26 protein-coding genes and 1 tRNA gene are annotated in these 24,303 nt (G+C 37.4%); 7 read left to right on the top strand and 20 right to left on the bottom strand.

Translation table 11 applies throughout. The annotated features are described in order from the left end of the window. Nucleotides 1–44: 44 nt before the first annotated feature. The 10 genes from yajC to RHP56_RS01815 all read right to left on the bottom strand — a co-directional run bounded on the left by yajC (nucleotide 45) and on the right by RHP56_RS01815 (nucleotide 9,218). Nucleotides 45–407 (bottom strand): preprotein translocase subunit YajC, encoded by a 363-nt coding sequence (yajC, locus tag RHP56_RS01860; protein WP_011679240.1) that lies wholly within the window; start codon nucleotides 405–407, stop codon nucleotides 45–47. A 91-nt stretch (nucleotides 408–498) separates the two neighbouring features. Continuing rightward, a complete protein-coding gene (gene tgt / locus RHP56_RS01855; protein ID WP_011679239.1) occupies nucleotides 499–1,719 on the bottom strand; it encodes a tRNA guanosine(34) transglycosylase Tgt in 1,221 nt (406 codons plus the stop codon). Between the two features lie 150 nt (nucleotides 1,720–1,869). Continuing rightward, nucleotides 1,870–3,105: an MFS transporter gene (locus RHP56_RS01850; RefSeq protein ID WP_042250992.1), complete on the bottom strand. Its 1,236-nt coding sequence runs from the start codon at nucleotides 3,103–3,105 to the stop codon at nucleotides 1,870–1,872. After that, complete coding sequence (locus RHP56_RS01845) at nucleotides 3,102–3,875, bottom strand: amino acid ABC transporter ATP-binding protein (RefSeq protein ID WP_014324282.1); 774 nt, start codon at nucleotides 3,873–3,875, stop codon at nucleotides 3,102–3,104. The genes RHP56_RS01850 and RHP56_RS01845 overlap by 4 nt, the downstream gene beginning before the upstream one ends. A 10-nt stretch (nucleotides 3,876–3,885) precedes the next feature. Beyond that, complete coding sequence (locus RHP56_RS01840; protein WP_096638918.1) at nucleotides 3,886–4,857, bottom strand: NAD(P)-dependent oxidoreductase; 972 nt, start codon at nucleotides 4,855–4,857, stop codon at nucleotides 3,886–3,888. Nucleotides 4,858–4,868: 11 nt separating this feature from the next. After that, entirely contained in the window at nucleotides 4,869–6,104 is a 1,236-nt protein-coding gene (locus tag RHP56_RS01835; protein ID WP_102753246.1) for an aminotransferase-like domain-containing protein, read from the bottom strand. Between the two features lie 32 nt (nucleotides 6,105–6,136). After that, nucleotides 6,137–6,874, bottom strand: coding sequence for an amino acid ABC transporter ATP-binding protein (locus RHP56_RS01830; RefSeq protein ID WP_011679234.1), 738 nt, complete (start codon nucleotides 6,872–6,874; stop codon nucleotides 6,137–6,139). A gap of 2 nt (nucleotides 6,875–6,876) precedes the next feature. Further along, nucleotides 6,877–7,581, bottom strand: a complete 705-nt coding sequence (locus RHP56_RS01825; protein ID WP_011679233.1) for an amino acid ABC transporter permease — start codon at nucleotides 7,579–7,581, stop codon at nucleotides 6,877–6,879. A 12-nt stretch (nucleotides 7,582–7,593) separates the two neighbouring features. Beyond that, nucleotides 7,594–8,421: an amino acid ABC transporter substrate-binding protein gene (locus RHP56_RS01820; RefSeq protein ID WP_011679232.1), complete on the bottom strand. Its 828-nt coding sequence runs from the start codon at nucleotides 8,419–8,421 to the stop codon at nucleotides 7,594–7,596. A gap of 50 nt (nucleotides 8,422–8,471) precedes the next feature. Further along, on the bottom strand, nucleotides 8,472–9,218 hold the full coding sequence (locus RHP56_RS01815; protein ID WP_011679231.1) for an amino acid ABC transporter permease: 747 nt from the start codon (nucleotides 9,216–9,218) through the stop codon (nucleotides 8,472–8,474). Nucleotides 9,219–9,842: 624 nt separating this feature from the next. Between RHP56_RS01815 and RHP56_RS01810 the strand changes: the two genes are divergently transcribed. Then, nucleotides 9,843–10,343: a cysteine hydrolase family protein gene (locus RHP56_RS01810; RefSeq protein WP_102753801.1), complete on the top strand. Its 501-nt coding sequence runs from the start codon at nucleotides 9,843–9,845 to the stop codon at nucleotides 10,341–10,343. A 430-nt stretch (nucleotides 10,344–10,773) separates the two neighbouring features. Here the strand turns inward: RHP56_RS01810 and RHP56_RS01805 are convergent, their stop codons facing one another. The 3 genes from RHP56_RS01805 to RHP56_RS01795 all read right to left on the bottom strand — a co-directional run bounded on the left by RHP56_RS01805 (nucleotide 10,774) and on the right by RHP56_RS01795 (nucleotide 11,636). Further along, nucleotides 10,774–11,079 (bottom strand): hypothetical protein, encoded by a 306-nt coding sequence (locus RHP56_RS01805; RefSeq protein WP_096638915.1) that lies wholly within the window; start codon nucleotides 11,077–11,079, stop codon nucleotides 10,774–10,776. 175 nt (nucleotides 11,080–11,254) lie between these two features. Further along, nucleotides 11,255–11,326: transfer RNA gene (locus tag RHP56_RS01800), tRNA-Glu, on the bottom strand. Between the two features lie 94 nt (nucleotides 11,327–11,420). Continuing rightward, entirely contained in the window at nucleotides 11,421–11,636 is a 216-nt protein-coding gene (locus RHP56_RS01795) for a P8 family protein (RefSeq protein WP_011679229.1), read from the bottom strand. Between the two features lie 143 nt (nucleotides 11,637–11,779). Between RHP56_RS01795 and RHP56_RS01790 the strand changes: the two genes are divergently transcribed. Genes RHP56_RS01790 through RHP56_RS01770 form a run of 5 tightly spaced genes read left to right on the top strand, consistent with a single transcriptional unit; the run spans nucleotide 11,780 to nucleotide 15,058 of the window. Next, on the top strand, nucleotides 11,780–11,986 hold the full coding sequence (locus RHP56_RS01790; protein ID WP_011679228.1) for a helix-turn-helix transcriptional regulator: 207 nt from the start codon (nucleotides 11,780–11,782) through the stop codon (nucleotides 11,984–11,986). Continuing rightward, nucleotides 11,979–12,446: a hypothetical protein gene (locus RHP56_RS01785; RefSeq protein ID WP_004164748.1), complete on the top strand. Its 468-nt coding sequence runs from the start codon at nucleotides 11,979–11,981 to the stop codon at nucleotides 12,444–12,446. Before RHP56_RS01790 ends, RHP56_RS01785 begins: the two co-directional genes overlap by 8 nt. Nucleotides 12,447–12,457: 11 nt before the next feature. Beyond that, entirely contained in the window at nucleotides 12,458–13,351 is an 894-nt protein-coding gene (locus tag RHP56_RS01780; protein ID WP_042251175.1) for an ABC transporter ATP-binding protein, read from the top strand. Beyond that, the gene (locus tag RHP56_RS01775; RefSeq protein WP_102753515.1) at nucleotides 13,344–14,564 is read left to right on the top strand and encodes an ABC transporter permease; all 1,221 of its coding nucleotides are present in this window, start codon (nucleotides 13,344–13,346) and stop codon (nucleotides 14,562–14,564) included. Before RHP56_RS01780 ends, RHP56_RS01775 begins: the two co-directional genes overlap by 8 nt. A gap of 14 nt (nucleotides 14,565–14,578) precedes the next feature. Then, a complete protein-coding gene (locus tag RHP56_RS01770; protein ID WP_102753514.1) occupies nucleotides 14,579–15,058 on the top strand; it encodes a substrate-binding protein in 480 nt (159 codons plus the stop codon). Nucleotides 15,059–15,096: 38 nt separating this feature from the next. Here the strand turns inward: RHP56_RS01770 and RHP56_RS01765 are convergent, their stop codons facing one another. Both RHP56_RS01765 and RHP56_RS01760 read right to left on the bottom strand, forming a co-directional pair. Further along, nucleotides 15,097–16,812, bottom strand: a complete 1,716-nt coding sequence (locus RHP56_RS01765; RefSeq protein WP_370367753.1) for an ABC transporter permease/substrate binding protein — start codon at nucleotides 16,810–16,812, stop codon at nucleotides 15,097–15,099. Continuing rightward, on the bottom strand, nucleotides 16,805–17,998 hold the full coding sequence (locus tag RHP56_RS01760; protein WP_011679223.1) for a quaternary amine ABC transporter ATP-binding protein: 1,194 nt from the start codon (nucleotides 17,996–17,998) through the stop codon (nucleotides 16,805–16,807). The genes RHP56_RS01765 and RHP56_RS01760 overlap by 8 nt, the downstream gene beginning before the upstream one ends. A 215-nt stretch (nucleotides 17,999–18,213) precedes the next feature. Between RHP56_RS01760 and RHP56_RS01755 the strand changes: the two genes are divergently transcribed. Next, entirely contained in the window at nucleotides 18,214–18,828 is a 615-nt protein-coding gene (locus RHP56_RS01755) for a GntR family transcriptional regulator (RefSeq protein ID WP_011679222.1), read from the top strand. Between the two features lie 119 nt (nucleotides 18,829–18,947). Here RHP56_RS01755 and RHP56_RS01750 read toward each other — a convergent pair whose 3' ends face one another. The 5 genes from RHP56_RS01750 to RHP56_RS01730 form a co-directional block, all read right to left on the bottom strand. Then, on the bottom strand, nucleotides 18,948–20,300 hold the full coding sequence (locus RHP56_RS01750) for a glucose-6-phosphate isomerase (protein WP_102753513.1): 1,353 nt from the start codon (nucleotides 20,298–20,300) through the stop codon (nucleotides 18,948–18,950). A gap of 47 nt (nucleotides 20,301–20,347) precedes the next feature. Beyond that, nucleotides 20,348–21,049, bottom strand: coding sequence for a glucosamine-6-phosphate deaminase (gene nagB, locus RHP56_RS01745; protein WP_102753512.1), 702 nt, complete (start codon nucleotides 21,047–21,049; stop codon nucleotides 20,348–20,350). Between the two features lie 134 nt (nucleotides 21,050–21,183). Next, nucleotides 21,184–22,518, bottom strand: a complete 1,335-nt coding sequence (locus RHP56_RS01740) for a D-alanyl-D-alanine carboxypeptidase family protein (protein ID WP_102753511.1) — start codon at nucleotides 22,516–22,518, stop codon at nucleotides 21,184–21,186. Nucleotides 22,519–22,525: 7 nt separating this feature from the next. Beyond that, nucleotides 22,526–23,611, bottom strand: coding sequence for a sensor histidine kinase (locus tag RHP56_RS01735; RefSeq protein WP_102753510.1), 1,086 nt, complete (start codon nucleotides 23,609–23,611; stop codon nucleotides 22,526–22,528). Further along, on the bottom strand, nucleotides 23,608–24,300 hold the full coding sequence (locus RHP56_RS01730; protein WP_004164761.1) for a response regulator transcription factor: 693 nt from the start codon (nucleotides 24,298–24,300) through the stop codon (nucleotides 23,608–23,610). Before RHP56_RS01730 ends, RHP56_RS01735 begins: the two co-directional genes overlap by 4 nt. Nucleotides 24,301–24,303 lie beyond the last annotated feature (3 nt).

Below are 24,303 nucleotides of genomic sequence, written 5' to 3'. Positions count from 1 at the left end.
TAAAAGGAAGCTTGCGCTTCCTTTTATTATACTGCCACTATATATTACTTGTCATCTGCTGGCTTTTCAGCATCGTCAGTAATTTTTTCACTTGTTTCTTCGACCTTATCAGCAGGTGTAATATCAGCCACAGTTGGCTTTTCAGTATCTACTGGATTGCTGATAGAACGAATAGCTGATAATTCATATGTTAAAATAACACCTTCAGCATCTAAATCAACAGTCTTTGCAGCATTATCCACGCTATCAACAACTGCGTGCAAACCACCAATTGTAACAACTTTGCTACCTTTTTGCAAACTTTTTTGCATATTTTGTTGTTGTTCACGTTGCTTCTTTTGCTGACGTGACATAAACCAGAACATTGCCACAATAATTACTAATGGCAAAATCAAATTCAACGACATTCTAACTCCTACTTTCCTAAGCGAGTTTAGCTACGCGTTCCATTTCACGGTAACTTTTACTCATTTTGCTAATACTATTATTATACCAAACTTAGAATAATCGTGCATTAGGCTTATTATATCCATATTCTTCCATAACAGTTTCACGGAAAGCCAATAGTTCATCGTTTTCAATAGCAGTACGCATATCTTCCATGAATTGTAACAAGAACCGCAAATTATGTTCCGAAGCTAATTGCGCACCTAATAATTCATTTGCATTAAATAGGTGATGCAAATAAGAACGAGTTAATGTTTTAAAAGGATTATAGCCTGGTATATCATATTGTGCTAAATTGCCAAATTGTTCCTTACGAATAGGATTTGGTGAGTAATAACTCAAATCAGGATCTAATGGCGTGAAATCATTCTTATATTTTGAATTTCGGATGACAACACGACCGTAACGTGTCATTAACGTTCCCTTGCGTCCTATTCTAGTTGGTAAGACACAATCAAACATATCAACACCGCGCATCACACCGTCTATCAATGAATCTGGTGCTGCCACGCCCATCAAGTAACGTGGCTTATCTTCTGGTAACAGGGGCATAGTGAAGTCCAGAACCCGATTCATTTCAGCTTTAGACTCACCTACTGATAGACCGCCAACTGCGTATCCGGGTAAATCCATATCCACCAAGTTATTGGCCGATTCAGTTCGTAAAGCTTTAAAACCTGCTCCTTGAACAATACCAAATAAAGCTTGCGTATCTGTCTTCTTATGCGCTACTTTGGCTCGCTCAGCCCACCGCAGCGAGCGTTGCATTGAATTCTTGATATAATCATATGTTTCAAAATAAGGAATGGCTTCGTCTAGCTGCATCATAACATCAGATCCAAGGTTGTTTTGAATCCGCATGGCTACTTCAGGTGATAGGAACATTCTGTCACCATTAACATGATTCTGGAAAGTTACGCCTTCTTCTTTTAATTTACGTGCATCGGACAATGAAAAAACTTGAAAGCCACCAGAATCAGTCAAGATAGCCTGATCCCATCCCATATATTTATGTAAACCGCCTGCTTCAGCAATTAATTCATCTCCTGGACGTACCCATAAATGATATGTATTGCTTAAAATGAATTGTGAACCAATGTCTTTTAATTCACGCGTGCCCACGCCTTTCACAGCACCTTGTGTGCCAACAGGCATAAACATCGGTGTTTCAAACGTACCATGTGGCGTGTGAATACGACCTCGTCGAGCACCTGTATACTTTTCAGTATGAAGGTGTTCATACCATACTGCAGGATGTTTTTCATTTGCCATGTTTCTTCTCCATTTCTAGCAACGTATCGACCATGTCATGTTGAAATTACCACGAAAATGGTAATTTGATACTTTACTATTGTACGTGAAAAATCCGAACACTGTCAACTTAATCAACACCTCGGGCATGGTGCCGCCCTCTTCTCTTTTTTATTCATTTAACAAACGATTATGGGCGATTACTAACAACAAAGTTGCAATGACCATTGTAGCCGTGAGACAATACATTCCAAAGAAACCGATAAAATTGGCAACTACACCCCACATAAACGCCCCTAAGCCATAGGCGACATCCGTACCAGAGGAAAAAATTGCCGTTGCCCGACCACGTTGTGCTGAGGAAACATTCTTCAAAACCACTGCATTCATCAACGGAATAAGCAATGCAAATCCAAATCCATTCAAAGCACCGGCTAAAACTAACCATTCCACCGTTGCACCAAAAGCAATCATAAAATAGGCTGAGGCAATCATTAATATACCGGCTATTACTAACACATAAGACCTAAAGTATAGATATAACTTCGCAAACCAAACACGAACTAAAGCACCAATAATCGCCTGCATAGTAAAGCTAAACCCAACAATCGTCGCTGATAAATTTTTTTGCTCACCAAATTGGACTAAAAACGCTGTAACAGCAGCATTTGCGAAACAAACCACAAAAACAATTAGACTTGGCACCCACACACTTTTTAGACGAATTAAATCAAGAAAGCCTGTATTCTCATCTGCTACATGCTTAGATTTTTCAACATGAGTATAATTATCTTTAACGAAAAATGATAAAACAAACGCTAGACAAATCAGTGACAAACTAAAATAGAAAAGTGATTGAAATCCAAAATTTTCAACAACAACTAACCCTATTGCAGGACCAATGGCGGCCGGTAAAGTTTGCGATATACTAAAATACCCCAAACCAATTGATAACTTTTGCTTCGGTAACTTATCAGCTACCATAGTTGCAACCGACGTAGATTGGGTACCATTACCAATCCCTTGTAGCGCTCTTAAAACAATTAAACTAGCAATTGTACTATAAAAAATCAACATAGAAAAATCAGCCATCAAAATTGCTAAACCAATAAAAATTAATTTTTTTCGACCGTATGTGTCCAGTAACTTGCCAACTGGAATTCGCGCACAAAGAGCAGCCAATCCCCAGATGCCGACAACTAATCCCGACATAATCGAATTACCACCTAAATGGGTTACATAAAGTGGCAGCGTACCCATTTGAGTAGTAACTGCTGTCATAACCAAGAAGTTAATCATCATTAGAATGATAAAATCCTTGGTAAAAAGACGCTGATCAGTATCTCTGCTTTGAGTACTGACTGCGCCTTTTACTTTGTCCAAACTTTGTTGATTATTCTGCATCATGAATTTACCAATTCTGGATCTCCAAAATTTTTACCCGATAGTCGTGCCAAAAATTGTTGAGTCCGCTTATCTTTTGGTGCATTAAATATTTCTTCTGGTGGACCTTGCTCTACCACAACGCCACCTTCCATGTATAATACCCGATCTGCCACTTCATAAGCAAATTGCATTTCATGTGTGACGACAATCATCGTGTGCCCTTCTTGTGCCAACTCTTTCATAGCGGATAAAACTTCACCTACTAATTCAGGATCCAAAGCACTCGTTGGTTCATCAAACAATAATAGTTCTGGCTGCATCGCCATTGCTCGAGCAATCCCTGCACGCTGCTGTTGCCCACCAGAGAGTTGAACAGGATAATAATTTGCTCGGTCAGATAGCCCAACTCTGTCTAAAGTTGACAACCCAATTTTTGTGGCCGCTTCGCGATCCATTTTTTTCACACGAATCAAACCTTCAATAACATTTTGCAATACCGTCATATTATCAAATAAAGCATGCCCTTGAAAAACCATCGCTGTCTTTAAAATTAGGTCTCGTGTATTTTGACGATCTTTTACTGTAAAATCTTTTGTCACATCATCGATCTTAATCTGTCCTTTGTCTGCTTTTTCAAGTGTATTCAAACAGCGTAAGAAAGTTGTTTTACCAGAACCTGATGGGCCCAAGATAACAATAACTTCACCTTTATGCAAGGTTAGATCAATACCCTTTAAAATTTCTTTTTGGTAAAAGGACTTGTGTACATCTTTAATTTCAATAAAACTCATTGCTTACCTCCTATTGTACAACAGTATTCTCTGATTTACCTTCAATAACAATATCACGTGCATTTTCTAATGCGGTTATTGCAATATCACGAACAGCTGCCTTCGTAAAATACGCAATATGCGGTGTCAGCAATACATTCTCAAATTTATGAAGTGACTGGTAGTAGGGATTTGTTGCAAATCCTTTCGTATCCTCATCTTCCAATGCATCAAGTGCCAAACCTTGAAATTTTCCTTGCTGTAAGTGCGTTATCAGTGCTGATGTATCAACTATCTCACCTCGAGCTGTGTTAATTAATATGGCATTTTGTTTCATTAAACTAAGATTATCAAAGTCAAATTTATGGAAAGTTTGTTTATTTAGTGGCACGTGAATGCTCAACACATCGCTTTCAACTAATAACTGTTTAAAATCAACAAATTCTATGCCTGATCCAATTAACTCTGGCTTCAGACTACGAGAATTCATCATTACCCGTGCACCCATGAATTTCAACGTCTTAGCCACAAGACTGCCCAATCGACCAGCACCATATATGCCCACGGTCACTTCTGTCAATTCTCTTCCCATAAACTCTTTTCGCTGTGTCGTTTCTGGGCTATCAAGATATCGCGGTAAATTACGTAACAACATGAGCACGCTCATCACTGTAAAATGCGATACAGATTCTGGCGAATAATCAGGAACATTAGTTATTGTCAGGTGATATTTTTCAGCAAATTCGAAATTAATATTATCATAACCTGTTGATTTGACAGAAATTTGTTTCATACCATTCTCTGCCAATCGAGCATATAACTTTTCATCAGTTTGAAAAGATTTTCCTGGATAAAAAATAACAGCATCAAAATCGCGAGTTAAGTCAATGTTATCGTAGTCAATCGAAACAGGTAACGTTTTAACAGAAATCGGTTGTGTGTCAGCCCACTCATCGATAATATTTTTCTCTACAGCTGAGACGTTAAAAAATAGTATTTTCATATGCCCGTCTCTCAAATTACTGGGGACTTAGTTTGTTTTGCCGCCGCTGCTGCCTCAGAAATTCTTTCAATGCCAATTTTGATTTCAGATAATGTGGGTAACGTAAAGTTCAATCTAAAGTATTGCTCATAACCGCTACCTGCTGCACTCATAATATTGCCTGGAATGACACCGATGTGGCGCTGTTCCAATTCGTCATAAAATGCTTCGGTTTCTATATCGTCATTTAGTTTAACTGATATGAAATAACCACCATCTGGTACAACAAATGCCATATTATCATCAGACTTTTGGGCTAGCGATGAAATCATTGTGTCCATTTTTTCCTTATAAAGCTGGCGTAAGTAATCAATATGTTCATTAAAGTCGTAATCGTCTATCAACTGACTAGCCAAATATTGCCAATATAAATTGGCAAACGAATCGGCAACTTGTTTCATCAAAACTAATTTATCGAATACGTCTTTTGGTGCTAATAAGTATCCCAAACGTGATCCTGGCGCTAATATTTTTGAAAAAGAACCTGCGTAAATGACATTACCCGTCTGATCAAATGATTTAATTTTTGGAATGGCTGTTTTTTCTGCATACAGCAAATCACCGTATGGATCATCCTCATAAATCATGACTTCATGTGCCTGACAAATATCATATACTTCTTGACGTTTTTCAAGTGGCATTGATGTGCCAATCGGATTTTGAAAAGTTGGGATTAAGTACAACACTTTAATCCTATGCTCCGTGTCCGCTTCAAGTGTGGCTTTCAAGGCTGATGTATCAATACTTCCAGCCGAGAAATCAAATGGTAACCCTTGCACCGTGCCCCCGTAAGATTTAATCGCATTAACTGCGCCAACAAATGTTTGTTCTTCAGTTAGAACAATATCACCTTCATTCACAAATATTTTAAAAACCAAATCCATTCCTTGCGTCGAACCAGAAGTAATCAAAACATCATTATTTTCAACATCTAAAGACTGGTATTTTGCTAATCTTTCTTTAATTTGTGCTCTTAATCTCGGAATTCCTTCGGTTTCACCATACTGCATAAAGTCAAATGCGTGATCACGGTAAATTTTTTCAGAAATTTTGGCCAACTTTTCAACAGGAAAGGCCTGATTGCTAGGATAACCATAAGTTAGTTTAATATAATCATCAGCCTCTTGAACATGTTTGGCTTGTTCCCGCAAAGGATTTGGGAGCAATCCTGCTACCCGTGTTGCAAATTCATAACGCTTTTCTGACATATTACGCAGTCTCCTTTAAAATTATTAATCGCTTATTGTACTGTAAAACGGTTTAAGAATGCTTTTGTTCGTTCTTCTTTCGGTGTTTCAAATATCTGTTGCGGCGTTCCTTCCTCCACAATCACGCCATCGGCCATAAAAATAACCCGGTCACTCACTTCGTACGCAAATTGCATTTCATGTGTCACTACAATCATGGCTACACCGGCATCTTTAACCCCTTTCATGACTTTAAGCACTTCGCCCACAAGTTCTGGGTCTAATGCCGCTGTTGGTTCATCAAACAGTAATACCGCTGGGTGGACTGCCAATGCTCGTGCGATACCGATACGTTGTTTTTGTCCACCTGATAATTGTGCTGGGTAATAATCACCATGATCTGGTAAACCGACAGCTTCCAATAATTCAGCGGCACGCACTTCAGCCTCTTTAACACTAAATCCATGAACAATAACCATGGGTTCCATGATGTTTTGCTTTGCAGTTTTGTTTAAGAACAACGCATAGTTTTGAAATACCATCCCCATTTGTCGTCGCAACTGTAGAATATCATTCGCATTTGCTTGACCAAATGTAACTTGCTCATCATTTACCGTTATTGATCCTGAATCGGCTGTTTCCAAAAAATTTAAACAACGTAGGAAGGTTGTTTTTCCAGACCCAGATGGCCCTAGAATGGTCACTACCTCACCCTCATTTAAAGACAAGCTAACGCCCTTAATGACCTCATTATCATTGAAACTTTTATGGACATCCTTAACTTCAATCATTATTACGCCCTCCTTGTCTTTTTATCCATACGTCCTTCTAATAGAACAGCAGCTCGTTCAATAACAATTGTCATTAACCAGTAAATGATTGCCGCAGCAATGTAAGCTTCAAAATATTTATAGTTAGAACTAGCGGCTTGCGTTGCCGTTGAGAAAATTTCAACCACAGAAATTAATGATGCAATTGCTGTACCTTTGATTAAGTTAATCAACATATTAATAATCATTGGTAAAGCGACTGGAAATGCTTGGGGTATTAACACACGACGAATTGTCTGCAAGTTGGTCATACCAAGTGATCGTGCAGCGTCAAACTGAACAGTTTTCACTGACTCAAAAGCACCTCGGAATGCCTCACTCAGACCAACCATTGCCATCAAGGATAACCCAATGATTGCTAGAAGGCTCATTGGTAAATCACCATAGTGCATATGCCATCCTAGTGCTTTAGCCACACGATTAAAATTCTGGGAAGTAACCATGAAAATAAGTAAAAAAACTAAAATCAAGGGAACGCCTTTAAGAATGGTAATCATGATGGTAAACAACTGTGATAATACCGGCACTTTATAGTGTCGTACTAGTGCGATGACTAATCCTAATAATCCGCCAAGAATTAAACTAACAAACGCCATGTAAATCGTGATGGGGATGTATGGAATTAATTTAACTACCACTTGAAATATAAATCCAATATCAAAGTTCATTGAAATCCTCCACTAATCCTTAGGTACATAATCGCCCTTTAACCACTTATTACTCAACTTCTTAATTGTGCCATCCTTCTTCAATTCTTCCATTGCCTTGTTAACAGCCTTAACCAATTTTGGATCAGCCTTTTTATTAAACATTGGATAAGCGTTAGAATGGTTAACAGCTTTTCCATAGACTAATTTCGTTTTGAATTGACGATTCAACAAATCAATTGAATACTTAGGAGCTGGGTAAACGTTAAACTGGTTAGAATTGATTCCTTGCGCAACTTGCTCCATTGTGTAGGTTCCACGTACAACTGAATATGCATTAGGATTTTTCTTTAGGTAAGCATCTGTTAGAGTTGCTTGGTTCGTTGAATTAGTAACATAAAGCTTCTTTCCTTTTGCATCCGCAAATGAGTTCAAAACGCCGGTTGATTTCTTTGTAGCCAACAAGGTATCCCAGACAGTATAGCCAACGCTTCCAAACTTAAAGTCTTGCTTTCGTTCTGTATTCTGTTCGATCTGTTCCATAGCCATCGTTGTCTTACCACTCTTCAAGTTTGTGATTAACGTAGGAAAATCAGATAGTGTTAGCTTGAATTTATATTGTGGTAACTTTTTATCGATGGCTTGGATCAAAGCAATATCCATACCAACTGGTTTTCCACTTTTATCTAAATAAGCAAAGGGTTGAGCATCGTTACCGGAACCAACTTTAATTGTCTGTACTTTAGAAGATGATCCACTGCTTTTTCCGTTATTGTGTAATAATGCGACCGCAATAACTGCTACCACGACTACAATAATACCAATCCATAGGCCCTTGCTACGACTTGCTTTGTTCTGCATAATATTACTCCTCTAGCTCTCTTCTCATTTATCAACATCTTGTGTATATATTAAGTTGTTTTTGGTGTCTCAATCACTGGTATCACAGGATTATTAGCCAAAATTGGTGTTTTGCGTGACGTAAAGTTACTGCGCTTTTCAATCCAACGGAAGAATCTTTCTAAAATGAAACTTAAAATAATAAATATGATCATCGCACTAATGTAAGCCTCAACTGTGTGAAATGTCGCCGTACCCAATGCTTTGGCTTTACCAACAACATCTAATACACCGATTGTGAATGCCAATGATGTATCTTGCAGCAACGAAATGACCATTGTCGCAAAACTGGGCACCGCAATAATTACTGCCTGAGGGAAAATAATTTTAAAATACATCTGACGCTTTGTGTAACCTGAAGTTAAAGCCGCTTCACGTTGACTTGCTGGCACGCTTTCCAATGCGGCACGAATGATTTCTGAAAGAAAAGCCGCCATGTTCAACCCATATGTAATAAATAAATAGATTAATGGGCTGACGTCATCTGTGTTAATGCCCACATATCCTAGAAACATAGGCAGTCCATAATAAACTAAAAACATTTGTATCAAAATTGGTGTCCCTCTAATAAAAGAAGTGAAGACTACTGCAATTTGTTTAAAGATTGGTGTATCTTCCATTTTGACAAACGCAATACCTGCGCCGACGATTACGCCAATGATTGTTGATACTAGAGTAAGCAACAGCGTTGTCGGTAATGCTGACAATACATCAGGCAAATATTCCCATATAAGGTGTGGTTGAAAAAAATTATTCATAAAACGCCTCCTACTTCATCGATGAAATTAAAATTATAAGAACCTAATAAAGAACAATATTTTATATATTAATTTATAAAGTTATTAACCGGTTAAATAACATTATTATAATCATAAAATTAACTAGGTGTTAAAATACATCATACACGTTATAAATCAATTAAACAATAATTATGTTAAATTTGTTCACATTGCACAACGTAAAGCAATACTTCCTATCTACTAGTTCTAAAAATTATCACCATTTGTTCGTATATTCATCTCAACTTGATATAAAAAAGACCGATCAATAACGATATTGATTGGCCTTTTTTTGATAATATATAAGAAGAAAAATTTTATGACGTACCAGTGCTTGTACAAAATTAATGTCACTGGCACCGCAACTTATGTATTTAACAAACCTTTAAAATACGCAGCTACTTTATTCGTGCATCAACATATGTTTTTTTAATGTGTTAATATAACGTTGTAATTCAAATAGCTTATTTACGAAGATACTAATGTATTAGTTCATGGTAAGAGTAAGTGAAAGAAAACGAATAATATTGGACTATAATACGTCTTTCTATTCGTTTAGTGGCTCCCTAAATTTGAACACTTAACTTAAAAGAAGGAAAAATGATGTTACCAATATCAGACACACTACTAGTTATTGATTTTCAAAATGGCGTTTGTAAAGAGCCGCAGGACATTTTTAACATTCAAGAATGTGTGACTGGTATAAACAGTCGCATTACGGCTTATCGTCATGCACATAAACCGATTATTTTTATCCAACATAACGACGAAGAATTAATATTTGGAAGCTTTCTTTGGAAAATCATCCCCGAAATTGATAGTCAACCAAATGATTATTTCATTCAGAAAACACATGCCAATTCTTTCTATCACACTAAACTAAGAAAAGTACTCAACGAAAACGATGTTCGTAGCATTGAAATTTGTGGTGCTCAAACAGAGTTTTGTGTTGACACCACAATCAAAATGACACACGGTTTGGGCTATGAATTGCAAATGAAAAAAGGACTTAGCACCACATTAGACAATTACTACATGAGTGCAAAACAAACTGTGCAATTTTATGAGAACATATGGAATGATCGGTTTTTAAGACTGTTTTAGGTACCCCAAAATAAACAAGTTTTTGATGCTGAATCAGAATATGAACATTTTAGAAAGCAACATAATATGAACAGGATAGATACCAAAAGTAAAACATTTCAATTGAGAGCAGCAGTGGCGGTTATCGCCATTATTGTTTTCATAGTGAGCTTTAGATACATAGGGAACACCTATGTTATGTGAGGCATACATATAGTTAGCCCACTCATCATTCTATCTGTTGCTCAAAAACTATACCGCCATCTGTATATTTATCGATAATAAAAAACTCCTAAAATTAATCAGGGGCTTTTTTGTGTACAGGTTTTTAAGTGTAAATAAAAGTAATTAATTGACATTGGTTGATTAAATTAATAAATAACAGATATACGCTAAAACATAGACCAGCTTTCCAAGCTCGTAGATCATTTATTAAAAATTGATGCAACACTTACTTACAGTGTGCTTGTATATTATTTTTAATTTGAAATGCCCATATTACTACACGTTTACCAGAATAATAACAAAACCATGCTAACAATATTTCTATACCCATCACCGCAAGCCAAATAGTATTTAGGATTTTTAAAAACACAGCTGGAAATAAAATTATAAATACTGTAGCTACAACTATAAACCCACTAAGCATGATTAACCATACAAATATAGACAGCCAAAATTTAAAGCCAAATGGCTTATTATCGTCTACATCAAATAGTTCATCAGCTAAGCTAATAACTAATCCTAAAAATTCCATACTATTACTCACTTCCTTTTCTACAAATAAAAAACGGCTTATATGCCGTTATACTGCCCACTTGCGTATTTATAATGTTTCCAATTTATTACGAAATACAATGCAACAATTTTCATAAGAAAAGGCGCTACATCAAGGTTTTTGAAACCTGATGCAACGCCATGAAATATACTAATAGCGCTAGAGGGAGTCGAACCCTCGATTTCGGCCTGAGAAGCCGACGTCTTAACCACTTGACCATAGCGCCATAACAAATATTAAGTATACCGAAAAAACCAGCATGCGTCAATGGTTTTTGCAACAAAAAAAGATTGAAACAATATCAATCTCTTTTTATCCGATTATGCTTCTTGCAATACTTTTTCAGCTTCAAGCTTAACTTCATCAGAACTCATGCTTTCATAAGCCTTCAAGTGTTTCAAAGTTTCCAAAGTGTTTTTGTTGCTTGTGTCCATATAATGGTTCCACAATGCATCGCGTAGTGGGGTTTTGTCCTCGCTCCAACTAAAGACTTCGCTCATTGGAAGATCCAATGTTTCAAATTTTTCATCAGCCATGTTTCGGCCCCCTTTTCTATACCTTAGTTATAGTTCTTATTTCCTATAAATGCAACCTTTTCAAAATGTAAGCAAAACTTTACATTTAATGTAAAGTACGCTATACTATTTTTGTTGAATAGCCAAACTATAGGAGGCATACTTTGATAAATCGTATTCAAGAACTAAGAAAATCACGTAAATTAACTCAAGCAGAGCTTGCTGCTGAACTTGAGGTAACGCGTCAGACCGTGATATCACTCGAAAAAGGTAAATATAATGCCTCTTTGTTTTTGGCACATCGAATTGCCGAGTTCTTTGACTTACCGATTGAAGATGTCTTTATTTTTGAAGGGGGAAAAAATGATTAATAAACTATTCGCATCACCAAAACCAGGAATAACTGACGACGAATATCGTGCAAAAATCAAATATCAAGTTAATTTTTTGACAATCGTTATCATATTGACTGTGGCTATTACAATGCTTTTAGCAAGCTTGCAAAAGTCACCAGCTTCGCGAAGTTTTCTACGTGGATTTTCATCCGGTATACTTGGCGGGGGTATCGGTACCATAATTACATCTAGAATACTATTTCATAATCGCAAGTATCTACACAAAAGCAAAATAAAGGCAACAGACGAACGACTGCAAGAAATTACTCACCGCGCAAATACAATAACTTTTATTATGTTACTAATTGTAAGTTATATTGCTATTTGCTGGGCAACTTTTTATTGGGACCGAAGAGCTGCATATCTATATCTCTTAATTGTCTTAATTTATTTGTTCAATAGTGGTGTGCGATATATACTAAATAAAATATTATAAGGAATAAAAAGATGATTCAACTGACTAATCTTAACAAGACGTTCGGACAAAACATTGCTGTCTCTAATATGAACATGACGCTTACCGAAGGAAAAGTAATGGGACTCATTGGGCAAAACGGTGCTGGTAAAACGACCACCTTCCGTATGCTTTTAAACTTCATTAAACCAACATCAGGAACAATCACTTGGAACGACCAGCCAATTACCCAAAATGATAAACAGCGTATAGGTTTCTTACCCGAAGAACGTGGTTTATACCAAAAACGGACCGTTGAAGAACAAATATTGTACTTTGCAGAATTACACGGTATGAAACGTTCAGATGCCCGCGTTGCATTGAAAGATTGGATGAAACGCCTTGATGTCGTTGGTAAAGTAAGTGATAAAGTGCAATCACTTTCCAAAGGAAACGCACAAAAAGTTCAAATGATCGCTTCATTAATCTTTGAACCCAGTCTACTCATACTCGACGAACCTTTTTCTGGTTTAGATCCTGTCAATACAAGCTTAATGATGGATGAAATCATACGCTTACGTGATAATGGTGCAATGATTATTTTTTCAAGTCACGACATGAACAACGTGACCAAAATTTCTGACGATCTAACTATGTTAAAACGTGGAAAAATCGTTCTCCAAGGTCCTGTGCAAAATATCCGTGAACAATTTGGTCGCACACGTGTCTATGTGGAATCCTCCACTTCAAGTGCAGCATTAAAAGCTATTGATGGTGTCGCCTCAGTTACGCCACATGGTGTTGGCTATGACTTAATTTTGTCAGAAGAGGAAGCTGGGCACCGTGTGTTTGACCTCGTTACAAAAAATGGCTATATCCCAGCCTTCAGCCAACAACCACCAACACTCGATGACATTTTCCGCCAGGAGGTCGCTATTCATGACTAATCAACTTTTTATTGTTATTAAAGACACTTTTCTCAGCCAATTTAAATCACGCGGTTATTGGATGCTTGTGATTTCTCCCTTGATTTTCGCTGCTTTAGCTGGTGCAGTTATATTTGGCATTACCAAAATGCAAGGCAATACAACACCCAATATTGCTGTTGTTGGCAACCAAGAAGTCCGCAGTATTTTAGTTCAATCGGAAAAGGAATTAGACATCCATGTTTCCAACATAACCAATGAGAAAAAAGCCAATACAGCACTGCAAAACGAAAAGTTAGATGGTGTGTTAACCGTCAACAAGAATGAAGCCACAATTACCACACAGCCTAAAAGTGAACAGATTCCAAAAGAAAAGATTACTGCTATATTAGGTAACTTATCACGTTCCCAAAAAGCTACTCAATATGGACTAACTGCTGAACAAACTGCTGATTTAGTGCAACCTTATAACTTGAAAAGCGTTGTCAAACAAGCAAAACAATCAACTAATAGTGGCAATACTGAAAGCGCTAACCAATTAATAGCCAGTGCAATTGGTATCATCACTATTATTATAGTCATGTGGTATACATCAATGATTGCAAATGCAATCGCCAATGAAAAATCATCTCGCATTATGGAAATTCTATTGGCAGCGACGTCTGCACGCGTACAATATTTTGGAAAGATCATCGGTATTTTTGCTCTGGTAACCACACATCTGCTAATCTACGTCATCGCCGGATTCACAACTTTCAATTTCTTTAAAGAAAACAGTTTTGTAAAAGGATTAGCATCTAACTTAAATGGTGTGACATTATCATTTATAATCTATGCAGTAATTTTTGTTCTTGTTTCTGTTGCGCTGTACTTAGTGCTAACGTCAATGATTGCCTCCCTAATTAATGATAATGCACAAGTTCAGCAGGCTATTCAACCCATTTCCATGATTGCTATGGTTGGCTATGTATTTAGCTTTATCATGACTCAAATGCCGAATAATCTCTTGATTCGCATTCTTAGTTATATGCCATTTGCCTCTCAAAGTATGATGCCAATACGTCTTGTTACGCATACTGAGGGATGGCCTGCAGCCATAAGTGCATTACTCATTGCTGTTATCACATTATTCTTACTACTATGGTTTGGTCAAGGTATTTACGCCAGAAACGTTCTATCTTACTCTGATGAACCAATTATGAAACAACTAGCAGCAAGACTGCGCCACAAGTAAACGGAGGAGCACATTTGAACAATACACCATACTTTTTAACAAATCCCAAATGGTACAAATATGAAGAACGTCAGACTAGCACTGGCATTCCCTTTCAACGTTTTGAATTAACGAAACACGCAACACCAGAAGCAATAGCTAGTTTTAAACAAACAATGATTGCCATTGGACCTGACTCTTCTATTGATCCTAACAATTTAAATCGATTTCAACAATCTTTGGGATATGCAGAACGTCAACATTTGTTTGTCGAAAAAAACGGACTAAGCGAAGAATCATGGCAACGAGAACATGAACTTATGACGTATGCGATTCGCAGTTATCAGTTACTGAGTGATGATTTAGTGGCACCCAATACATTGATTTTTAAACCACGTATTGCTTTCCTATACAAACGGTTTCTAAAAGAACATCCTACACGTATTGATGACGGAGACTTGTGCCATTTTATCGTTGAACAAGATAAGAGGATGACAATCCAGAATAACAAATAAAATAACGCTAGGCTGATTTTCAGCTTAGCGTTATTTTTTTATTTATACCAACTATCAACTAACTTTTGATGTGACTTAATCCATTTAGCAGCAGCCTGCTTTGGTGTTTGACCATTTTGAATATCGAGCATGACTGATTCCATGTCATCTTTCGTCCAATTAAATTTATCAGCAACCTTATAGGCCTTGGGGTTAGAAGTTTTAAACTTCTTATTCACAATCGTATTAATGGTTTCTCCAGATCCAAACACGTTTTTTGGATCAGATAAGAACTTCAAGTGGTACTTACTAAACATCCAGTGTGGTGACCAACCGGTCACCACAACATCTTGCTTATTTTTGTAAGCTTTATCCAATGCTGATACCATAGCACCAGAAGATGAGGATGATAAGTTCCAACCCGATAAGTTTGAATACGACTTCAAAGCATTAGCAGCTGTGGCCATTTCACCGGCCCCCGGCTCAATACCTGTGATTGTCTTATTTGCTTGAGTTGTTAAATCACTAATGGAATTTACATCCATATAATCAGGAACAACTAATCCAGTTTTAACACCTTTCAAGTTAGGGCCAAGCAATGTTACATCATTTTTGTACTTATCATACAAAGCTTTGTGTGTATCTGGCAACCATGCTGAAACTGAAATATCAATTTGATTATTAGATAGCGACTGCCACAAAACAGCATTATCTAATGGCGTTAACGTGACATCGTATCCATGTTGACGTAATGATTCAGCCAGCACATTCGAAGAGGCAACTTCTGAATCCCACTCAACATAGCCAATAGTAACTTTTTGACCTGTTGTTTTATCGGAAGTCAAAGTGTTGACAACACCTCCACCAATCATAACCAACAAAGCCGCAAGTACTGTCCAACGACGCCATGGCTTTGTCACCGCTTTTTGTCCGGGTTGGGTGTTAAACTTTTGTGTAAAACGATCAATAACAATAGCTAAGATCACCAATCCAAGCCCGTTAACAAATCCAGAACCAACATCAGCGTGTTGAACCGCAGACAAGACGCCACGCCCAAGACCTGGTGCACCAATCATAGAAGCTGTGACAACCATCGACAATGCCAACATGATTGTTTGGTTAGCGCCTGCTAAAATAGTATTTTTTGCACTAGGAAGTTCTAATTTAAACAACTTTTGCCAAGTAGTTGATCCAAATGAATCAGCTGCTTCAACCAAATCAACTGGAACTTGACGAATACCTAAACTAGTCATACGAACCATCGGTGGTAGGGCAAAGATTATCGAAGCAAACACACCAGGAACCACACCGATTCCAAAGAAGGCAACAGCAGGAATTAAATAAACAAATCCTGGCATAGTCTGCATAAAGTCTAAGATTGGTTGAACAACTACCGCAGTCTTTTGTGACTTTGCTGTTAAAATTCCAAGGGGTATACCAATAATCAACGAAACAATAGACGCCATGATTACCAATGTAACGGTATTCATTAAGTCAGACCAAAGTCCTTGATTGGCAATTAACAAAAGTCCCAAAAGTGTGAATAACGGAAAGCCAATCTTTTTCGGTGTCGTAACAATGGCAATTACTGTGATACCAATAATCATTAGTGGCATGGGTACAGCAGTTAAACCATTTGTTAAAGCATCCATTATGTATTGACCGCCAGATTGAATGGCATCAAAAAATCCGGATAAATTAGTAGTTAACCATGAAACCGCTGAACTGACCCAATCTTCAAGTGGAATTTTTGGAATACTTACTAAATTATTCATTGTCATCTTCCCCTTCTGTATCAGCAAGCGCCTTCAATACCGCGCCACGAATAACAACACCCTTCAAACGGTTATCATCATCTACAACAGCCACAGGTGTCTGAGCATCGTAAATAATAGGCATAATATCCATGATAAGCGTGTCAGGTTTAATCTTTGGCATTTCTGTTAGAACATCTGCAAGTGGCAACTTTTCACGACGTGCGCGAACCGCCTCTTCTGATGACAAATAGCCTTCAAGTTGACGGTGACGATTGACTGCAACGAGGCCTGAAACTTCTTCTGCTGTCATTTTTCTCAAAGCAACAGTTGGCCCATCAACATAAATGTTCGATGTTAAAGCTGGGATCATAATACTATCAGCCGTCAATACCTTAGAACGATCAACATCACCCACGAATGTTTTCACATAATCATTGGCTGGGTTCGTAAGAATCTCTTCTCCAGTACCAATTTGTTGTAAACGACCATCTTTCATAATGGCAATATGGTCACCAATACGAAGCGCTTCGTTCAAATCATGAGTAATAAAGATTATTGTTTTTTCAACGTTAGCTTGTAAATCTAGCAACTCATCCTGCATTTCACCACGTACTAATGGATCTAATGCTGAAAAAGCTTCATCCATCAATAATATATCAGGATCATTGGTTAGTGCACGAGCCAGACCAACTCGTTGTTGCATACCACCAGATAATTGGTGTGGATATTGGTCCTTAAACGATAGCAATTTGGCATTTTCTAAGGCTTGTTCTGCTCGTTTACGGCGTTCTTCTTTGCCTACACCTTGAATTTCTAAACCATACTCTGTATTTTCTAACAAAGTACGGTGTGGAAATAGAGCAAAGTTCTGGAAAACCATACTCATTTTTTTACGACGAATTTCTATCATCTGTTTTTTATTCAATTTAGTAATTTCTTGACCGTCAATAAACAATTGACCCGCAGTTGGTTCAATCAGACGGTTTAGCAAGCGAATTAAAGTTGATTTTCCTGAACCAGAAAGACCCATGATGACAAAAATCTCGCCTTCTTCAATGGACATGTTGATATCATAGACACCAACCGTGCTCCCTGTCTTCTCAACGATCTCGTTCTTACTTTTGTTTTGCTTCACCATTTTCATCGCAGCTTTTGGACGCTTACCGAATATTTTGGTGAGATGCTTAATTTCTACTTTTGGCATGTTCTAAAGTGGTGGTGCCGCGTAATATAAAAATACTACATCATGCACATCATTTCTAATGACACCACACACATCTCCTCCTTGCTTCTTTTCGAATTTCCGTATAAAATATAGTGACAACCTATACTTTATAACAAGTTGTCTCTTTAATTGACAACTTTAATTTTTACATAGATTGTCACTTGTGTCAAATTTTGAACTTGCAGGATATAAAAATGTCAAAAATCAGAGAACCGCGTTACCGAAAAATAGCCTTTCAAATAGCTGAAAAAATCGTTAATAATGAGTACAAGGTTGGTTCCAAGCTTCACGCTAGGTCAACCTTGTCAGTAACATTTGGTGTTTCAGCCGAAACTGCCCGAAAGGCTATTAATATTTTATCGGACCTCGATATTGTTAAACCAATACACGGTAGTGGTATTGAAGTATTATCACGTGAAAGAGCAAAATATTTTTTAAATCAGGCTCAAGAAACTACTAATATTCAAACAATTCATGATCAGATTAACGATTTAATTGAGACCCAAAGAACGTCTTTAAATAGTCTTTCTGATTCCCTAACGGCTTTATTTGACCAAACGCAACGTGTACAGCGTCATAACCCACTAACGCCTTATGAATTTAGCTTATCAGATTCTTCTAAGCAACTTGGTGAATCAATTGGCAATCTGAATATATGGCAAAATACTGGCGCAACAATAATCGCTATTTTACATAATGAAGAACTTGTAGTATCGCCTGGACCTTATGCTGTCATTGAAAGTGGTGACACGCTTTATTTTGTTGGCACCGAAATGGCCTTTCATGCTGTCCAAAATTTTTTTCAATAACTAATCAATTTTTCATCATATTATCATGGCCTGCTAGGCCTTTTTTATTTTCTCATATAAAAAACTCTTACCTTAAACTTAAGATAAGAGCATACTGTTATAAAATATGATTAATTAACTTATTTTCCTAGACGAGCCCGGTAAACCTTCGTTTGTTCTTCATAACCAGGCTTACCCAATAAGGCAAACATTGCTGTTTTGTAAGCTTCAACACCTGGTTGGTTGAAGGGGTTAATACCGAATGTGTATCCTGATGCACCAACAGCGATTTCAAAGAAGTAAATCAAATATCCTAATGAATAGGCATCCTGTGCTGGCAAGTGGACAGCCAAGTTTGGTACCCCGCCATCAACGTGAGCCAATGTAACACCTTGCGAAGCTTTTGTGTTTACTTCATCAATTGTAACGCCCTCAAGGTATTGCAACCCGTCATTATTGCCATCTTCATGAGGAAGATCAATATTTGAAACTGGATTATCTAGTTTAACAACTGTTTCAAATAAATCACGACGTCCTTCTTGAATATATTGGCCCAAAGAATGCAAATCTGTTGAGAAGTTTGCAGATGATGGATAGATGCCCTTTTGATTCTTACCTTCTGACTCTCCCATCAACTGTTTCCACCACTCAGACAAGTATTGCATCGTTGGTTCCCAGTTGATCAATAGTTCAGTTGTATAACCCTTGTCGTACAATATACGACGAACAGCAGCATATTTGTAAGCTTCGTTATTTTTTATATCTGAATCAGAATACTCTTCTTGAGCATCTCTAGCACCTGTCATCAAGGCTTCAATGTCAGCGCCGGAAGCAGCAATTGGTAGAAGACCGACCGCCGTTAAGACAGAAAAGCGACCACCAACCCCATCAGGAATTGTAAATGTCTCGTATCCTGAAATTTTTGCTTCATCATGTAATGCACCGCGGTTCGCGTCAGTTGTAGCATAAATACGTTGCTTAGCGGCCTCAGCACCGTACTTCTTTTCCAATAATTGTTTGAACACGCGGAAAGCAATTGATGGTTCTGTTGTTGTCCCAGACTTTGAAATAACATTAACTGAAAAGTCTTGATCACCAATTACTCGTACCAAATCGTTGATATACGAAGCAGATGTTGAATTACCAGCAAAATAAATTTTAACACCTTGACGTTGATTGTCAGCCAATTCATTATTAAACATTGGATTCAAGAAATCAACAGCCATTTTTGCGCCAAGATATGAGCCACCAATACCAATAACAACCAAGACTTTCGAATCAGATTGGATCTTCTGAGCAGCAGTTTGAATGCGGGCAAATTCGTCTTTATCATAATCTGTTGGTAAGGTAATCCAATCAGAATATTCTGCCCCAGCACCGCTTCGATTACGAAGCTGCTCGTCCGCCATTGTGATTAGCGGTTGCATTTCATCAAGTTCATGATCTGCAACAAAATTCTCAATGTTCTTTGTGTCAAATGTAATGTGTGCCATTTTTTACTCCTATTAAAAATTATGAAATCGGTTACAAGTTTATTCTATCACAACTTTGATGCTGCTGCCTCATCAATAATGATCGTAACGTCTGAATGTTTTTGAAGAATAGATGCTGGTACATCTTCGGTTATTGGACCATTGATAGTAGCTGCCACTGCTTCTGCTTTGCTTTCTCCAGTGGCTATCAGCAAAATTTTCTTTGCAGACATTACTGAAGCAATTCCCATAGAAATTGCTTGCGTGGGCACATCCGACTCCTTCTCAAAGAAACGAGCGTTGGCGGCAACTGTAGATTGTGTAAGATTCACAATATGAGTAGTTGAATCAAACGATGTTCCTGGTTCATTAAAACCAATGTGTCCATTGCGTCCAATGCCCAATAATTGTAAATCGATTGGATGCTCAGCAATAATTCTGTCATAAGCTTTAATTACTGCTTCATGATCCTCAGACTTACCGTCTGGAACATAGGAATGTTTAAATGGTTTATATTGAAATAAGTGTTTAGTCATAAAATAACGATAGCTCTGCTCGTCTTCGCCATCCAAGCCAAGATATTCATCCAAGTTTATCGACACTAATTCAGAAAAATTGATTTGGCTAGTTGCCAATTTTTGATATAAGGGTATTGGTGTTGATCCAGTTGCCAAACCCAGTACCTTCGCACCATGTTGCACAGCATTTTGATAGATTTCGAGTGCTTTTTCTGCACTTTGTTCAACATCTTTTACTCTAATAATGTTCATAATCCAACCTCTTTCAAATTGGTCTATACCTTTTTGGTCTATACCAATATAATAACACCTTTCTAGTCTTGTAGCAAGTTTTTCGAGAAGTATTTGATGACATAAAAAAAGACCAATTATGGTCAATTTAACAATTATTTTGTTCTATCACGCCAAAATTTAACAAACCAATTAACTGGTTTTGATGAGGAAGTTGATTTTAATGAAATCCTTTTTTCTGTTTTTTGAGCATAAGGCAGATATTGAGCATTCAACGCTGCTGTTGTATAGCCCACGGTTTGGTTCTTTTTTATATTGGCTAACTTTGAGTCAAAAGTAGGTTGTGTAAATGCCAATTTTACACCCTTGTTTGTCCAATAATGCCTTGTTTGTGCAGCCTTAACAATTATATGTTCTTGCTTCGTATTTGGAAACGTCAACGTTTTTAAATGGCCAACTGTTTGATTTTCTTTAATATAGTTTGGCTGTTTTTGTGCTAATACCTGATCAACAATACGCAGAGATTCTTGATAACGCTTTGTTTCATCCATGTAATTAGCAATACCATTGACTACAGTTATGAATTCGTGACCGTTTTTATCTTTAATTAAACCAGTGAATCCAGCACCAGATTCAGGCGAAGATCCCGTCTTAAGCCCCTCTATGGTTAACTGGTTGGGGTTACTAAGGTTGGGCATTGTTTCAGTCATTAATTGCCAATAATCAGTTTTATCTGTCACAACAAAGTTAGGCGTCATATGATAAGAAATCGTTAATTTTTTTGATAATTGACGCAGGGAAGGATCCAATTCTAAGATAGCTCGTGCAATCATAGCTAGTTGCTGATTACTGGCTTTATTAGAAGCTGTTTTAGGGGCCGAAGAGATTTCATTTTCAAAAGCATTCTCATTAACCTGTCCAGCAGAATTGTACCATTGTGAACCGCTCAAATGAAGTTCTTTAGCCCATGATTCTAGTGCCTGTTGTGTTGTTTCCCCTTTAGGAGTCACAAACTCACCCAATGCAAAAGCCGCATCGTTAGCAGAATTAGCAAACATGACATCGTAAAGTTCACGAACTGATACTTTGTCTCCAGCTTTGATCGCGATATGAGAAAACAAATGGCTGTCTTCTTTCGATAAATCTGCCTTACTAGTAATTGGGACCATCGTAGACCATTTTATTTTTCCTGACTTAATACTTTTAAGCACGCCATACGCTGTCAACATTTTACTTTGCGAAGCAATAGCTACCTGTTTTGAAGAATTTTTTTGGCCCAAAATTTGCCCCGTAGTCAAATCAACCACTAAAGCAGAGGTTGCACTGGTGTTTAATTGAACCGGCTGATCATCGACTGTTGCTACCTTGGTTGTTGATTGCGTTGATTGCTCATGACGAGGGACCATAAAAAATATAGCCAATAATACAACCACTAATGCAATGATAATAAACCATATTCTTTTCACTTGATGCTTTTTATTTTGTAACATATTCCCCTCATGTCTGCTTCAACGGTAATGTAATAATGAATGAAGTCATATCATCATCAGACTCAACAGCTACACTACCATAATGCTGTACAACAATCCCCTTCACGATGGCAAGTCCCAATCCTGTGCCACCTGTTTTACTATTTCTCGAACTTTCAACACGATAAAATCGATCAAAAATATCCCCAATTGCCTCATCTGGTATCTTGACACCATCATTCGTTACACGAATAACAACATTTTTATCATCAATTTGTGCCGTAAGTTTTATGAAAGTAGCTCCATCACCGTATTTAAACGCATTAGAAACCAAATTCATTAAGACGCGTGCCAATTTATCAGAGTCAGCCTCAATAACAATCATCTCAGGATTTGTTAATTGATTCAATGCAATATTCTTCTCTTGTGCTTCTAATTCATAACCAGCAAGTAATTGGCCAAACAAATCATTTAGACTGAGAGACGTAATATTTAAAGCAGCATCTTGTGCCTGTGTCTGTGAGTACTCAAACAAATCCTCAACTAAAACCTTCATTTGATTAGACTTACTATACGCTGTGTGAATATACTTTTTTCGATCCTTTTCACTCAATGCTTGTCCCATTTCAACCAAGCCAAGATAACCGATAATAGCGGTTAGTGGTGTTCGCAAGTCATGAGATATATTGGTAATCATCTCATCCTTAGAACGTTCACTCTGACGTTCTTCTTCTCTAATACGACGAGTGTTTTCAGCAATTGTATTAGATACATCAATCAGCGCTTGAGTTGTTGGCGCATAAGGAGCACGCCACGAAATTGTCATGTCAGAATTTTCACGTGCGACCTGACGCATCTCTCTAATCAAACGATACAAACTTTCATCACGGCGCCACTTCAAGTACTGCCAAAACACAATACCAATATTTCCTGAAACAAAAGTCACAAACTCTAAAACATTCCAAATATTAAACGATATAAAGGAAAATCGGTGTCTTAGTGCATCAAAGCCAGTCATGAATGTCCAACTAAAAAGAAGTAGTAACAATATCGTCACTACCAAATAATATATTTTAGTACGATTGTGCTTTAATATCAATGCTACTTTTGTCATTGATTCACTTCAATTTTGTAACCAACGCCCCAAACTGTTTGAATAACTTGATCGCCATTTGTGGCTTCTTCAATTTTATCTCGCAAATGTGAAACGTGCACCATAACGGTTTTTGCAGAAACAACAGATTCTTGTTGCCAGACACGCTCGAAAATATCATCTGCCGAGAAAACACGATTAGGATGCGATGCTAATAGATACAAAATACCAAACTCTAAAGCCGTTAAGTTGACCAAATCACCTGTAGAAGTCTTGACTTCGTGACTGTCTTTATTAATTATTAGCGAGCCAATGTCCAAGACATCTGGTGTCTGATCTTGAACAGCATTCTCCGCGCGTCGCAATAATGAACGAACACGAGCCATGACCTCAAGCGGATTAAATGGCTTGGTAACGTAGTCATCCGCACCTGTAATTAGTCCCTGAATTTTGTCCATATCACCAGATTTTGCTGACAACATTAAAATAGGAATGCGACTATCCTTACGAACAGTTTTTACAACATCTAAACCGTTCATGTTTGGCATCATAACATCCAAAATCATTAAAGCAATGTCTGGATTTGTATTCAACTTAGAAAGTGCTTCTTTACCATCGTCAGCCATAATTGGCTCATAGCCTTCATTTTTTAGGTAAATTTCAAGTAATTCTGCAATTTCGATGTCATCATCAACTACTAAAATTTTCATTTA

This window comes from Leuconostoc sp. C5, from assembly GCF_056530425.1.
The sequence above is the reverse complement of the archived record's forward strand: the minus strand, read 5'-3'. Positions and strand labels throughout refer to the sequence as shown.